General features: G+C 52.5%; 13 protein-coding genes and 1 tRNA gene. 4 read left to right on the top strand and 10 right to left on the bottom strand.

All coding sequences use genetic code 11. The features are described 5' to 3' along the window. Window positions 1-3,447, top strand: a complete 3,447-nt coding sequence (gene mfd, locus M4I31_RS13990; RefSeq protein ID WP_085048508.1) for a transcription-repair coupling factor — start codon at window positions 1-3, stop codon at window positions 3,445-3,447. A gap of 148 nt (window positions 3,448-3,595) precedes the next feature. After that, window positions 3,596-4,561: a L,D-transpeptidase family protein gene (locus tag M4I31_RS13995; RefSeq protein WP_085048509.1), complete on the top strand. Its 966-nt coding sequence runs from the start codon at window positions 3,596-3,598 to the stop codon at window positions 4,559-4,561. An 87-nt stretch (window positions 4,562-4,648) separates the two neighbouring features. Here M4I31_RS13995 and bhsA read toward each other — a convergent pair whose 3' ends face one another. Beyond that, window positions 4,649-4,906, bottom strand: a complete 258-nt coding sequence (bhsA, locus tag M4I31_RS14000; RefSeq protein WP_029139491.1) for a multiple stress resistance protein BhsA — start codon at window positions 4,904-4,906, stop codon at window positions 4,649-4,651. A 243-nt stretch (window positions 4,907-5,149) separates the two neighbouring features. Here bhsA and comR point away from each other — a divergent pair, with 243 nt between their 5' ends. Both comR and M4I31_RS14010 read left to right on the top strand, forming a co-directional pair. Continuing rightward, complete coding sequence (comR, locus tag M4I31_RS14005; protein WP_038639835.1) at window positions 5,150-5,785, top strand: TetR family copper-responsive transcriptional repressor ComR; 636 nt, start codon at window positions 5,150-5,152, stop codon at window positions 5,783-5,785. A 247-nt stretch (window positions 5,786-6,032) separates the two neighbouring features. Further along, entirely contained in the window at window positions 6,033-8,213 is a 2,181-nt protein-coding gene (locus tag M4I31_RS14010; RefSeq protein WP_038639832.1) for a TonB-dependent siderophore receptor, read from the top strand. Between the two features lie 57 nt (window positions 8,214-8,270). Here M4I31_RS14010 and M4I31_RS14015 read toward each other — a convergent pair whose 3' ends face one another. The 9 genes from M4I31_RS14015 to M4I31_RS14055 form a co-directional block, all read right to left on the bottom strand. Continuing rightward, window positions 8,271-8,810, bottom strand: coding sequence for a glycine zipper 2TM domain-containing protein (locus M4I31_RS14015; RefSeq protein ID WP_003030814.1), 540 nt, complete (start codon window positions 8,808-8,810; stop codon window positions 8,271-8,273). A 168-nt stretch (window positions 8,811-8,978) separates the two neighbouring features. Then, window positions 8,979-10,283 carry an NADH-quinone dehydrogenase gene (gene ndh / locus M4I31_RS14020; protein WP_038639829.1) on the bottom strand — a complete coding sequence of 435 codons (1,305 nt, stop codon included), beginning with the start codon at window positions 10,281-10,283 and terminating at the stop codon, window positions 8,979-8,981. A gap of 236 nt (window positions 10,284-10,519) precedes the next feature. Next, window positions 10,520-11,062, bottom strand: coding sequence for an alpha/beta hydrolase YcfP (gene ycfP / locus M4I31_RS14025; protein WP_003030817.1), 543 nt, complete (start codon window positions 11,060-11,062; stop codon window positions 10,520-10,522). A 21-nt stretch (window positions 11,063-11,083) separates the two neighbouring features. Continuing rightward, entirely contained in the window at window positions 11,084-12,109 is a 1,026-nt protein-coding gene (gene nagZ, locus M4I31_RS14030) for a beta-N-acetylhexosaminidase (RefSeq protein WP_038639824.1), read from the bottom strand. Between the two features lie 10 nt (window positions 12,110-12,119). After that, window positions 12,120-12,944, bottom strand: coding sequence for a thiamine kinase (gene thiK, locus M4I31_RS14035; protein WP_069323338.1), 825 nt, complete (start codon window positions 12,942-12,944; stop codon window positions 12,120-12,122). Further along, on the bottom strand, window positions 12,925-13,566 hold the full coding sequence (lpoB, locus tag M4I31_RS14040; protein ID WP_038639817.1) for a penicillin-binding protein activator LpoB: 642 nt from the start codon (window positions 13,564-13,566) through the stop codon (window positions 12,925-12,927). The genes thiK and lpoB overlap by 20 nt, the downstream gene beginning before the upstream one ends. Before the next feature lie 13 nt (window positions 13,567-13,579). Then, window positions 13,580-13,954, bottom strand: a complete 375-nt coding sequence (locus M4I31_RS14045; RefSeq protein WP_038639814.1) for a YcfL family protein — start codon at window positions 13,952-13,954, stop codon at window positions 13,580-13,582. 2 nt (window positions 13,955-13,956) lie between these two features. Then, window positions 13,957-14,316 (bottom strand): purine nucleoside phosphoramidase, encoded by a 360-nt coding sequence (gene hinT / locus M4I31_RS14050; RefSeq protein ID WP_003030826.1) that lies wholly within the window; start codon window positions 14,314-14,316, stop codon window positions 13,957-13,959. A gap of 436 nt (window positions 14,317-14,752) precedes the next feature. Further along, window positions 14,753-14,828: transfer RNA gene (locus tag M4I31_RS14055), tRNA-Asn, on the bottom strand. Between the last annotated feature and the right edge of the window lie 15 nt (window positions 14,829-14,843).

The following is a 14,843-nucleotide window of genomic DNA, read 5'->3' on the forward strand; positions in this document are numbered from 1 at the left end:
ATGCCTGAACAACATCGTTACACGCTCCCGGCCAGCGCTTCCGACCAGCGCCAGTTAGGCGAACTGACCGGCGCAGCTTGCGCGACGCTGGTCGCTGAAATTGCTGAACGTCATGCGGGTCCTGTCGTACTGATCGCGCCGGACATGCAAAATGCCCTGCGACTGCACGATGAAATTCGTCAGTTTACCGACCAGATGGTAATGAACCTGGCGGACTGGGAAACGCTGCCCTACGATAGCTTTTCCCCTCATCAGGAGATTATCTCCTCGCGGCTTTCCACGCTGTATCAACTCCCCGCGATGCAGCGCGGTGTACTGATTGTGCCAGTGAACACGCTGATGCAGCGCGTCTGTCCGCACAGCTATCTGCATGGTCATGCGCTGGTGATGAAAAAAGGTCAGCGGCTTTCGCGCGACGCCCTGCGCGAACAACTGGACAGCGCGGGCTACCGCCATGTTGATCAGGTGATGGAGCACGGCGAATACGCCACGCGCGGCGCGTTGTTGGATCTGTTCCCCATGGGCAGCGAATTACCTTATCGACTGGATTTCTTTGATGACGAAATCGACAGCCTGCGTCTGTTTGATACCGACACCCAGCGCACACTGGAAGAAGTCGACGCCATTAATTTGCTGCCCGCGCATGAATTCCCGACCGATAAAACGGCGATTGAGCTGTTCCGCAGCCAGTGGCGCGATACCTTTGAAGTTAAACGCGACGCCGAACATATTTACCAGCAGGTCAGCAAAGGCACGTTACCTGCCGGGATCGAATACTGGCAGCCATTGTTTTTCAGCGAGCCGCTGCCCCCCCTGTTCAGCTATTTCCCCGCCAATACGTTATTGGTAAATACCGGCGATATAGAGACCAGTGCGGAGCGCTTCCAGGCTGATACCCTGTCGCGTTTTGAGAACCGGGGTGTTGATCCGATGCGCCCGCTTCTGCCGCCGCACTCGCTGTGGCTGCGCGTAGATGAGCTGTTCTCCGAACTTAAACGCTGGCCCCGTGTTCAACTGAAAACTGAGACTCTGGCGAACAAAGCCGCGAATACTAACCTCGGCTTCCAGAAGTTGCCAGATATCGCGGTTCAGGCGCAGCAAAAAGCGCCGTTAGATGCGTTACGTAAATTCCTTGAAGGCTTCACCGGTCCGGTGATTTTCTCCGTTGAAAGCGAAGGTCGCCGCGAAGCGCTTGGCGAACTGCTCGCCCGTATCAAAATCGCGCCGAAGCGCATATTGCGTCTCGACGAAGCCGTCGACAATGGTCGCTATCTGATGATTGGCGCAGCCGAACACGGCTTCATTGATAGCAAACGCAACCTGGCGCTGATTTGCGAAAGCGATCTGCTCGGGGAGCGCGTGGCGCGCCGCCGCCAGGATTCTCGTCGCACCATCAATCCTGATACGTTAATTCGTAACCTCGCCGAACTGCATCCCGGTCAACCGGTGGTGCACCTGGAGCACGGCGTTGGCCGTTATGCCGGGATGACCACGCTGGAAGCGGGCGGTATCACCGGCGAGTACCTGATGCTCACCTACGCCAACGACGCCAAACTGTACGTGCCTGTGTCATCGTTGCACCTGATCAGCCGTTACGCTGGCGGCGCGGAAGAAAATGCGCCGCTACATAAACTGGGTGGCGATGCCTGGTCTCGCGCCCGTCAGAAAGCCGCTGAGAAGGTACGCGATGTCGCGGCAGAACTATTGGATATCTATGCTCAGCGTGCGGCGAAAGAGGGCTTTGCCTTTAAGCATGATCGTGAGCAGTACCAACTGTTTTGCGACAGTTTCCCGTTTGAAACTACGCCCGATCAGGCGCAGGCGATCAACGCGGTGCTCAGCGATATGTGCCAGCCGCTGGCCATGGATCGTCTGGTGTGCGGCGACGTCGGCTTTGGTAAAACCGAAGTCGCGATGCGCGCCGCCTTCCTCGCCGTAGAGAACCACAAGCAGGTGGCCGTGCTGGTTCCGACTACCCTGCTCGCTCAGCAGCACTTCGACAACTTCCGTGATCGCTTTGCCAACTGGCCGGTACGTATTGAAATGCTGTCCCGTTTCCGTAGCGCCAAAGAGCAAGCGCAGATTCTGGAGCAGGTGGCCGAAGGGAAAATCGATATTCTCATCGGCACCCACAAACTGCTGCAAGCGGACGTGAAGCTAAAAGATCTGGGTCTGTTGATTGTCGATGAAGAGCACCGTTTTGGCGTTCGTCATAAAGAGCGCATCAAAGCAATGCGCGCGGATGTCGATATCCTGACGCTGACGGCAACGCCTATTCCGCGTACGCTCAATATGGCGATGAGCGGCATGCGCGATCTGTCGATCATCGCCACGCCTCCTGCCCGTCGTCTGGCGGTGAAAACCTTTGTGCGTGAATATGACAATCTGGTGGTTCGCGAGGCTATCCTGCGTGAAGTTCTGCGCGGGGGGCAAGTTTATTATCTGTTTAACGACGTCGAAAATATCCAGAAAACCGCTGACAGATTAGCGGAACTGGTGCCGGAAGCGCGTATTGGTATCGGCCATGGTCAAATGCGCGAGCGCGAACTGGAACGCGTGATGAACGATTTCCACCATCAGCGCTTTAACGTTCTGGTATGTACCACTATTATCGAAACCGGGATCGACATCCCGACCGCCAACACCATTATCATCGAACGCGCCGATCACTTTGGTTTGGCGCAATTACACCAGTTGCGCGGCCGTGTGGGACGTTCACACCATCAGGCGTACGCCTGGCTGCTGACGCCGCATCCAAAAGCGATGACCACCGACGCGCAAAAGCGCCTGGAAGCCATCGCCTCGCTGGAAGATTTGGGCGCTGGCTTTGCGCTGGCGACCCACGACCTTGAAATTCGCGGCGCGGGGGAACTGCTGGGTGAAGATCAGAGTGGTTCCATGGAAAGCATCGGCTTCTCACTGTATATGGAGCTGCTGGAAAATGCTGTCGATGCGCTCAAAGAGGGACGCGAACCGTCGCTGGAAGATCTCACCAGCCAGCAAACCGAAGTTGAACTGCGCATGCCGTCACTGCTGCCGGATGACTATATTCCCGATGTCAACACGCGACTGTCGTTCTACAAACGTATTGCCAGTGCGAAAGGCGAAAACGAGTTGGAAGAAATTAAGGTCGAGCTGATAGACCGTTTTGGTCTGCTGCCCGACCCGGCCCGTACGTTGCTGGATATTGCCCGGTTACGCCAACAGGCGCAGAAACTGGGCATCAGAAAGCTTGAAGGCAATGAAAAAGGCGGCACGATTGAGTTTGCAGAGAAAAACCACGTTAACCCGGTGTGGCTGATTGGTTTACTGCAAAAACAGCCGCAGCACTTCCGTCTGGACGGTCCAACCCGGCTGAAATTTATGCAGGATCTGAGCGAGCGTAAAACGCGAATCGACTGGGTACGCCAGTTTATGCGCCAACTTGAAGAAAACGCCGTAGCATAGTGAGCAGGCCGGGAGCGCACATAACGCTCCCGGCCTGTGAATTTACAAACTCTTTGCACTTCCCTGCACTTCCCGACACAGCAAACGGCCATAATTCTTGTTTACTTTTACATAATAAAAACCACGTAAAAACAATGGATTTATGGTGATGTTAAACAATAAACGACTCTCTCGCTGGTTAGCGTTTTTTACGCTTGCAGCGACCTTCGCGTTAGCATTTCCGGCTCAGGCAAACACCTGGCCGCTGCCGCCGCCGGGAAGCCGTCTGGTGGGACAGAATGCCGTTCACGTTGTCGAAGACAATGGCGGTTCTCTCGAAGCTATTGCGAAAAAATACAACGTCGGCTTTTTAGCGCTGCTGCAGGCCAACCCCGGCGTTGATCCTTTCGTGCCTCGCCCTGGCAGCGTTTTGACTATCCCATTGCAAACCCTGTTACCGGATGCACCGCGCGAAGGTATTGTCATCAACCTCGCCGAATTGCGTCTTTATTATTACCAGCCGGGGACAAATTCGGTGACCGTATATCCTATTGGCATTGGCCAGTTAGGTGGTGATACGCTGACGCCCACCATGGTAACCACCATTTCCGATAAACGCGCTAATCCCACCTGGACGCCTACGGCAAATATCCGCGCGCGCTATAAAGCAAACGGCATCGATCTTCCTGCCGTTGTCCCTGCCGGGCCAGATAACCCGATGGGCCATCACGCAATTCGCTTAGCCGCATACGGCGGTGTTTATCTGCTGCACGGCACCAATGCTGACTTTGGTATCGGTATGCGTGTCAGTTCCGGTTGTATTCGTCTGCGCGACGGTGATATTGAAACCCTGTTCCGTCAAGTGAAGCCAGGAACCAAAGTCAATATCATTAACACGCCGATCAAAGCCTCAGTCGAACCTAACGGCATGCGGCTGGTGGAAGTGCACCAGCCGCTGTCAGAAAAGATCAATGATGACCCGCAACTGCTGCCGATCGTGTTGAACGCCGCAATGCAGACCTTTAAGAATGCGGCGCAAACGGACCCTGCCGTCATGGAACATGCGATGGAGATTCGCTCAGGCATGCCGGTCGATGTCACCCGTCATCACGACGTGGCTCAACAACCGATGTAAACATTACCCATAAAAAAAACCCCCGCTGGATTTTATTCCGCGGGGGTTTTTTATTTAACTCGCAGTGGCATTGCGATGGGTTAAATCTTATTTGTAGATAACGGCAGTCCCGTGAAGGGTGTTAGGACCGGTAACGGAAGTAATACGGAAAGACTTCGCGCCCATCTCATCCGCTTTCTGCGCCAGTTGATCTTCCAGAGAACCTAAGTTCGTCCCCGCATTTGCAGAGATAGTACCAACTTTCTGTTGACCTGCAGGCGTGGCCTGAACTTCAACAGCGGCGAAGCTGGCAAATGACAGTGAGCTAAGAACAGCAGCAACAAACAGAGTTTTTACGTTTTTCATAATAGTGACCTTTTGCAGATGAATGGGTGTCGTAATGATTAACTTAACGATCGATAGGTAAATCATAGATGTGATCCAGGTCACACGTCAATGTTTTTTTATAATGATCATTATATAAAAGATAAAGACCTTATTTTTCATGCTAATAGCTATAAATTATTTTTATCGCTAATCCGCTGGAGTGTGGGGGGGAATATTTTTATAATGATTATTCAATAAACCCAACAAAGGTACATCGGCGCCATGACAACTGAAACGACAGGTTGTGCAAAAAAAAGCCGTGGCCGACCAAAAGTGTTCGACAGGGAAGCCGCGCTTGATAAGGCCATGACACTCTTCTGGCAGCACGGATATGAAGCGACATCGCTCGCCGATCTCGTGGAAGCAACGGGTGCGAAAGCGCCCACGCTGTATGCGGAGTTTACCAACAAGGAAGGGTTGTTTCGTGCCGTGCTGGACCGCTATATAACTCGCTTCGCGGCGAAACACGAAGCTCAGCTGTTTTGCGAAGAAAAAAGCCTTCAGTCAGCACTGGAAGACTATTTCACCGCCATAGCGACCTGCTTTACCAGTAAAGATACTCCGGCAGGATGTTTTATGATTAATACGTCCGCGACGCTGGCGGCCTCTTCCCGCGAGATCGCCCACACGGTGAAATCACGCCATGCGATGCAGGAACAGACGCTTACCCAGTTCCTTCGTCAGCGCCAGCAGCGTGACGAAATTCCGGCCCACTGCGACGTGCAAAAGCTGGCCGAATACCTGAACTGCATTTTACAGGGTATGTCGATTAGCGCCCGTGAAGGCGCGTCATTTGAGAAACTGATGCAGATCGCACACACCACCCTGCGGCTGTGGCCTGAACTCATCAAAGCTTAACTCTCTCCTCTCTCTTCCACGAACAGATGACACCGCCGGGGGCTAAAAGCCCTCGGTTTTTTGTACCAATAACCCTTCATTCCTTATTGTTTTCATCGCATTAGCAGATCTTTTTTAAAAAATGTATTGATAACGACAATTATTATCAGCAATATTCGCATTTGTTTTAACACCTGTTTCCCAATGTAACTATCGGTTTCTCTACCGCAATAACAAAAACAGACCGACTTTTTTAAAAGGAATACAAATGCATAAGCGTCTCTGGGTGCTCAATCCGCTCTTATTATCCTTAACCCTACCGGCTATCGCAGCGGAGGAAGAGAATCTCATCGTCAGCGCTAACCGCAGCCAACGCACCGTGGCAGAAATGGCGCAAACGACCTGGGTTATTGAAGGAAGCGAAATTGAACAGCAAGTTCAGGGTGGTAAAGAGTTCAAGGATGTTCTTGCTCAGTTAATCCCCGGAATTGATGTCAGCAGTCAGGGACGAACCAATTACGGCATGAACATGCGCGGTCGCGCCATCGTAGTATTGATAGACGGTGTCCGTCTGAATTCCTCCCGTACCGACAGCCGTCAACTTGACTCCATTGACCCGTTTAACATTGCTCATATTGAAGTCATCTCAGGCGCAACATCCTTGTATGGCGGAGGAAGTACCGGCGGTTTGATCAACATCGTCACCAAAAAAGGTCAGCCTGAGCGTGAAGTCGAACTCGAACTGGGCAGTAAAAGCGGGTTTAATAACAGTAACGATCATGACGAACGCGTCGCCGCCGCGGTGAGTGGAGGAACCGATCGTGCATCCGGTCGTATGTCCGTCGCGTATCAACGGTTTGGCGGTTGGTATGACGGCAACCACGATGCTCTGCTGCTGGATAACACCCAAACCGGCCTGCAGCATTCCGATCGTCTGGACGTGATGGGCACCGGGACGATTGAGCTGGATGATAACCGTCAATTACAACTGGTTACCCAGTACTACAAGAGTCAGGGGGATGAAGATTACGGGCTGGATCTCGGCGAGAACATGTCCGCCGTGACCGGAAACGGTAAAGCTTATACCAGCAGCGGACTGAACTCCGATCGTATTCCCGGCACCGAGCGCCATCTGATCAGTCTGCAGTATTCCGATGCAGATTTCTTTGGTCAGAACCTGGTCAGTCAAATCTATTACCGCGACGAATCGCTAAAATTCTACCCCTTCCCTACGCTGAGCAAAGGCAAGGTCACCAGTTTCTCCGCCTCACAGCAGGATACCGACCAGTTCGGTGCCAAAATCACTCTCAACAGCCAGGTGATGGATGACTGGGAACTGACGTGGGGTATCGATGCGGATCATGAAACCTTCGATTCCAATCAGAAATTCTTCGATCTGGCTTACTCTCTGCCCTCCGGTGGCATGGACAACCGTACCGCTTATACTACCGGGCGTTATCCTGGTTACAGCATCACCAACTTCGCGCCTTTCCTGCAAAACAGCTATGACATAAACGATATCTTCACTCTCAGTGGCGGCGTACGCTATCAATGGACCGAAAACAGGGTTGATGATTTCGTTGGCTATGCCCAACAGCAGGGAATCGCGACGGGCCTTGCAAACTCCGCCGATACCATTCCGGGCGGCAAAACCGATTACGATAACTTCCTGTTTAACGCCGGGATCCTCGCCCACCTGACTGAGCGCCAGCAAACCTGGTTTAACTTCTCTCAAGGCGTTGAGCTTCCGGATCCGGGGAAATATTACGGTAACGGTACCTATTCTCTGGTTGGCGATCATTATCAACTTCTGCGCAGCGTCAACGTGGCGGATTCTCGCCTGGAAGGGATTAAAGTTAACTCGTACGAGCTGGGATGGCGTTACACGGGCGATAACCTGCGTACGCAACTGGCTGCTTATTACTCCACTTCGGATAAATCGATCGTTATCAACCGCAGTGATATGACCATAAACGTACAGCCCGACGATCGTCGGATTTATGGTCTGGAAGGTGCGGTAGATTATTTCATCGCCGATACTGACTGGAGTCTGGGCGGCAACTTCAACGTCATTAAATCCGAAGTGAAACAAAACGGTAAATGGCAGAAATGGGATGTCACTCTGGCTTCACCATCTAAAGCAACCGCATGGGTCGGCTGGGCGCCTGAACCGTGGTCGCTGCGTGTACAGAGCCAGCAAACATTTGATCTGAGTGACGCCAGCGGCAATAAGCTGGACGGCTATAACACCATGGACTTTATCGGCAGCTACCAGCTCCCGTTAGGTAAGCTGACCTTCAGTGTGGAAAACCTGCTGAATGAAGAGTACACCACGCTATGGGGACAGCGTGCGCCACTGCTGTACAGCCCAACTTATGGCAGCCCGTCACTGTATGAATACAAGGGCCGGGGTCGTACCTTTGGTCTGAACTACGCCTTAACCTTCTGATAAAAAAAGCCCCCCAGCCTGAGCGAATGGGGGGCTAATGTTCAGGATAATGCTATTTTACGCTTTGTTATTCAGTACCAACTGTCCGTTGTTATCCAACGGAATTTGCGCGCCGGGGTCCTTATCCATACGAATTTTCCCCTGCTGATCGCCAATTTTGTACGTCACGTCGTAGCCCAGCATTTTTTCTGATTTGTCATACACCGTTTTACAGCGCTGCTGCGTGGTGGTGTACGTATCGTTTTCTTGCATCGAACCCTGGATCTGGTTACCGGCATAGCCGCCGCCTAATGCACCCGCCACGGTGGCAATATCTTTACCGCGTCCGCCACCAAACTGATGGCCGATAACACCGCCAGCTACGGCACCCAGCACAGAACCCGCGATACGGTTTTCATCTTGCACCGGCTTGCGGTGCGTGACCGTCACGTTCCGACACTCCTGACGTGGCGTTTTTACCGATTCTTTAATCGGTGTTGCAGAGACAACTTGTGCATACTGTGGGCCACGCTCGAAAACGTTAAGACTGGCCACCGCTGCAACACCCAGCGCAGCAGCTACGCCAATCCCTATACCCGCCAACATTGATTTATTCACGGGACTTCCTCCTTTTTTGCTATTAGCAACAACTTTGCAACAGAAGGTAAGGAATGCCAATCAGATTACGGATGAAAATAGCGGAAGGCAGGGATAAAGCGAGATGATTCAGAGAACTCTGAAGGAAGGCGTCGGATGCGTGAAATTGTCCGACGCCTGAGGTCAATATTAATGCAGTTTCAGACGCGGACGAATCACCCGGTTAATACTGCCGACCAGCATCATCAGGCCGGTTTTGAAGTAACCATGCAGCGCAATCTGATGCATACGATACAGTGAGATGTAGACAAAGCGCGCAATACGGCCTTCTACCATCATTGAACCGCGCGTGAGGTTGCCCATCAGGCTACCGACGGTAGAGAAGTTAGAAAGCGAGACCAGAGAACCGTGATCTTTGTACTGATACGCTTTCAACGGCTTGCCGTTCATCTGCGCCAGGATATTGTTCATCGCGCAGGTCGCCATCTGGTGCGCAGCCTGAGCGCGCGGCGGCACAAATCCACCTTCCGGACGCGCGCAGGAAGCGCAGTCGCCAATCGCATACACGTCAGGATCGCGTGTGCTTTGCAGCGTCGGCTCAACCACCAGTTGGTTAATCCGGTTCGTTTCCAGACCGCCAATATCCTTCATAAAGTCTGGCGCTTTGATCCCTGCGGCCCACACCATCAGGTCAGCCTCAATGTATTCGCCATCTTTGGTATGCAACCCGCCTTCGTCAGCGCTGGTAACCATCGTCTGCGTCAGTACGCGTACGCCCAGTTTGGTTAATTCATTGTGCGCGGCGCTGGAAATCCGCGGCGGCAATGCCGGCAGGATACGCTCACCGGCTTCAACCAACGTAACGTTCAGCGCGTCATTGGTCAGTCCTTTGTAGCCATAACTGTGCAGCTGTTTAACCGCATTGTGCAGTTCCGCGGAGAGTTCAACCCCCGTCGCGCCGCCGCCGACAATGGCAATATTCACTTTACCGTTAACGCCCAGATTCGCGGAATACTTGAGGAACAGATTCAGCATCTCCTGGTGGAAACGACGCGCCTGATGCGGGTTATCAAGGAAAATACAGTTCTCTTTGACGCCCGGCGTGTTGAAATCGTTGGACGTACTGCCCAGCGCCATCACCAGCGTGTCATACGGCACTTTACGCTCAGGAACCAGCAGATCGCCCTTCTCATCGCGCAGCTCAGCGATAGTAATGGTCTTCGCTTCGCGATCGATATCAACCACCGAGCCCAACTGGAACTGGAAGCCATGGTTACGGGCATGCGCCAGATAGCTCAGCGCATCAACACCTTCATCCAGAGAACCGGTCGCCACTTCATGCAGTAACGGTTTCCATAAATGGCTGTGGTTTCTGTCCACCAGCGTAATTTTGGCCTTTTTCTTACGCCCCAGCTTTTTACCCAGCTGCGTCGCCATTTCCAGTCCGCCAGCACCGCCGCCGACAATCACGATCCTTTTCAATGGTGTAGTCAACGTGACCCCCTCAAATTTATTAACCAATTGTTAATTAAAAGTTACTGGCATAGCCTTTAATTAACAACAAGTTACGATAATGAAAATGTCCTTCGAGAGTGAGAATAACACGAACGGTGCATTGGTCATACCAAAATTGATGTGCATCAAGTTTTGATGCTGAAAAGATAGACAACCGGAAGGTTAAGGACAAAAAAAACCAGCCCGAAAGCTGGTTTTTTAGACGCTCATCAGGCTTAACCTAACGTCTTGAACGCCTTAATGCGCTGCAAATGCGGGGAGATATTTTTAAACTTATGCGTCTGCTCTTCGTCCCAGACGATCTCATAAAAATGATGCAGCTCTTCTGACGAGCGCTGACTGTTCAGAGCTTCATCATGGCGAGAGAGGATCACCAGGCAGCGATCGCGGTTCTTTTCACGAAAATTGGTCACGCATTTTGTCGCAATGTCAGCATACTCTTCAGGTCTGTCGATTTTCCCTTCCATATTCTCATATGGGAACAGGTTAGGATTAAATACCACCTGACGAATATCACACAGGAAACCAATGCGTTCTGCCCAATATCCCCCCAGCCCGACGCCACAAATCAGCGGACGGTCGTCCACATTAAGCTGCAACATTTTGTCCACTTCTTTCAGCAGATGCTGCATATCATGTTTAGGATGCCGTGTACTGTAGCTAATCAGCCTGACATCCGGGTCGATAAATTGCAGCTGCAACACCTTCTCGTGGTTGCCCGGACTATTAGAGTCAAAACCGTGTAAATAGATAATCATCGCATCCTCGCCAAACGTGCGTTAATGACCTGCTTTCTCTTCCTGCCAGCGCTCATGAAGCTGGTTGAGCTGGGCGCTTACCGTCTTCCAGCGTGTCGAGTCCATCAGTTCCTGACGTGAAAATGAACCTTTATGATACAAACGTGTAACACGTTCTGCATTGATCGGCGACAGATTATCTAACACACTGACCGCTCCCTTACGATTATTGCAGACCAGGATCATATCGCAACCAGCATCCAGCGATGCCTGCCCACGCTCGGCGTAGCTTCCCATAATCGCCGCACCTTCCATCGACAGATCGTCGGAGAAAATAACGCCGTCGAAGCCAAGCTCCTGACGCAGTACCGTCTTCAACCAGTGAGGCGAACCACTCGCCGGACGCGGATCAACATCGCTGTAGATAACGTGCGCAGGCATAATGGCATCGAGTTTGTTTTCCGTAATTAACGTCCGGAACACGGACATATCCTTCGCACGAATCTCTGCTTCTGAACGAGGATCGGTTGGCGTTTCTTTGTGCGAATCCGCCGTCACAGCTCCATGCCCGGGGAAGTGTTTACCGGTGGTCTTCATGCCAGCGGCATGCATACCGTCAATGAAACGGGTCGCCATCGCCAACGCTTTCAACGGATCGGCATGATAAGAGCGCTCGCCGATCGCTGCACAGATATGTCCCACGTCCAGAACCGGTGCAAAGCTAATATCAATATCCATGGCGATCATTTCGCTGGCCATCAGCCACCCCGCGTCCTGAGCCAGTTTGCCGCCCTCTTCCAGACCGTGCAGCGCGGCAAAGGATTGCGCCGCAGGCAGGCGGGTAAAACCTTCGCGAAAACGCTGTACGCGTCCGCCTTCCTGATCAACCGCCACGACCAAATGATTACGTGACGCGCTACGGATCTGACGCACTAACTCACGCAACTGTTCCGGGTCATGATAATTTCGGGTAAAGAGAATCAACCCACCTACCAGCGGATGCGCCAGAATCTCTCGCTCTTCAGCGTCCAGCTCATACCCTTCGACATCCAACATTACTGGGCCCACACTGCTCTCCTCATCCTTTCATTGTTAGCTGCCGCCAGGTTTCATCGGCCAGCCTGATAAATTGTTGATCGCCGGTTTGTCGCCAGCGATACTCAAACCACCCCGCTTTTAGCATGATTACCCAGGGTCGCCATCGCCTGACCTGTCGCCACAAAACGGTTGGCTCAATGCGTGCTCGTCGGCCATAGGCGCTGACCAGCTGTTGGTGCTGGAGTTCATCACTGACCCACACCGCCGCCAGCTCGAGGGCGATATCGCCGTCTCCGGCATATTCCCAGTCAATCAGCCGCAACCCTGACGCCCCGCGCACGATGTTGTCACCGTGGACATCCATATGCAGCGGCCCCAGCCGCAAAGGTCGGGGCTCGCCGCTTTTTCTTAGCCGCTTCAGCGCTCGTAACCAATGTGGTGTACGACGCGCCGGATCACCGCACTGCCAGTACTGTTCGAGTAACGGCAGCAGACTGATTCGCCAGCCCAGTCGGGGTTGCTGATGCAGATAATACAATAAGTCAGCAAGTTCGTCGGCGTCCGGTAATCTGGATTCTACCTTACCCTGAAAAAAGTCGACTGCCATCCAGCCACGCGTATAAAAACGAGGTCGGGGCGCAAGATTTTCCGGTAGGTGTTTTAAGGCATGATATTGGCGCAGAAAATGCGATTCCGGCGCGTCGGGGTCGTGATGGCAGCGCAGCACTAAACGGTGGGTCTGATATTCGATAATGCAGCTCCCGCCGCTCAGGCCGTGGTGGCTGGCTACGACGGGATGATACTGCGGAAAGTAGCGCGACAGCACTTCATCGCGCGTCAGTCTGTTATTGTTGCTGAACGGCACCTTTACCTGACCAGATTATCTCGCCAGTTTGTACCAGCATTAATTGCATTTGCAGTGCCGGCGAATTGACGTTGCCAGATGCGCTGGAGTAGAGCACATACTGCGCACCAACGTTACGGGCAATACCAATCGCTTTGCTGCGCGTTCCAAGGCTATCGTTCGGCGACAGACCTAACTGCTGCTTGGCGACAGCCAGTTGTTGGGCGGAAACCAGGGTAAATTTGCCGTTATTCGCCAGCGCGTTACGTAAGGTTTCAGTCGCTTCGCCAGCGTTCAACGAGCCGTTGGTACGATTATTCACGCTATCAACCAGCAGAACACCACCCGCTTTGACACCATCGGCCTGCAGCATTTTACCTACCATCGGCTGCATTGCGCTGTTCCAGTCGTAGTGACGTTGGCGCGGTGTTGGCTGCGCCGTTTGATCCTCGTGTTCGATCGGACCCGGCTGCTGCGGTATACTTGGCACCGTTGGTACTACTGGTACTGGCTGTTGCGGCTGCGCGGGCTGTTCCGGTACCGGCTTCACTTCCTCTACCGGCGCGGGTTCACGTTGAGCCACACACCCAGAAAGGAACATCGCCAGCGCGGCAAGCAATGCGTAGCGATTCATTTTGATCATCAAGATTCACCCCTTACAAATATAGATAAAGTCTAACCTTGTGCGCCCCCAGATAATTGGCGCTGCCGTACAGTGTGACCGACGAATGAGCCGGGATAGTCACGCTGCGTGGCGCTTCCAGAGGGTGCATCTCCAACCCTCTGGCGTCATACCAGTAAAACCGATAATGCACGGTGACGGATTCTTGTCTTTCGTTATAGAGTCGCGAGGATGCTGAGGCCTGAATATCAGATGTTGTTAACACGGGCTGTTCTGCGGTTATGCCCGCCGCCAGAATCGTTGATTCCATCACCAGAGACTGTTCATCACTGACCGGAATTTCGGGGTGTGAGCGACAGCCTGCCAGCAACAGCAAGCCCAGTGAAAGTGCAATGCATCCTCTGGTCATGCTTAAAGACCTTTATGTGCGAGCATTGGACCAAGCGCACGTCCACCCAACAGGTGCATATGAATGTGATACACCTCCTGCCCGCCGTGACGATTGGTATTCATGATTAAACGGTATCCATCCGCAGCAATACCTTCCTGCTCCGCGATTTTCGCCGCAACGGTAATCATTCGGCCCAGCGCCTGCTCATGCTCTGCCGTCACATCGTTGACGGTGGGGATCAGGATATTAGGGATGATCAGAATATGCGTAGGTGCCTGAGGGGAAATATCACGAAACGCTGTGACCAGTTCATCCTGGTACACGATATCCGATGGAATTTCACGACGGATAATTTTGCTGAATATAGTTTCTTCTGCCACGACGTTTTCCTTTTTCATTAACAGCCCAAGCGTTATGCCATGCTACGCCGGGTAACACTGCGAGTATAGAGTATGAGCGAGTTACTCACGCTCTTTCAACTTTAACCCTCGATTTTTTAAGCAAAAACCCTGGTCAGCGCCGCTCTTATAACCATTTCCCTATGCTATCGCTTAAGCATAATACTGAAACGATGCTTCATTTGTGCCGTATCATCTGTATGCGTATGGAATGTTAGTGGTTATAGAGAATCTCAATGATTCTCCCATAGAGAGGGATTACGTGGAGCAATCAACTGGCGTGCTAATCGCCGGTACTCAGTGTGGAAAAACAACACTGTATAACTCAACTCAAAAAGCAGCTCGCCAGGTAACTGCGCCTGGCAGCTAAACAAAAGCAAAAAAGCCCGCTTAGTTTCCTAAGCAGGCTTTTTAAATTTGGCTCCTCTGACTGGACTCGAACCAGTGACATACGGATTAACAGTCCGCCGTTCTACCGACTGAACTACAGAGGAATCGTTGTGGAGGCT

The organism is Citrobacter sp. XT1-2-2, from assembly GCF_023516235.1.
Lineage (GTDB): Bacteria > Pseudomonadota > Gammaproteobacteria > Enterobacterales > Enterobacteriaceae > Citrobacter > Citrobacter werkmanii.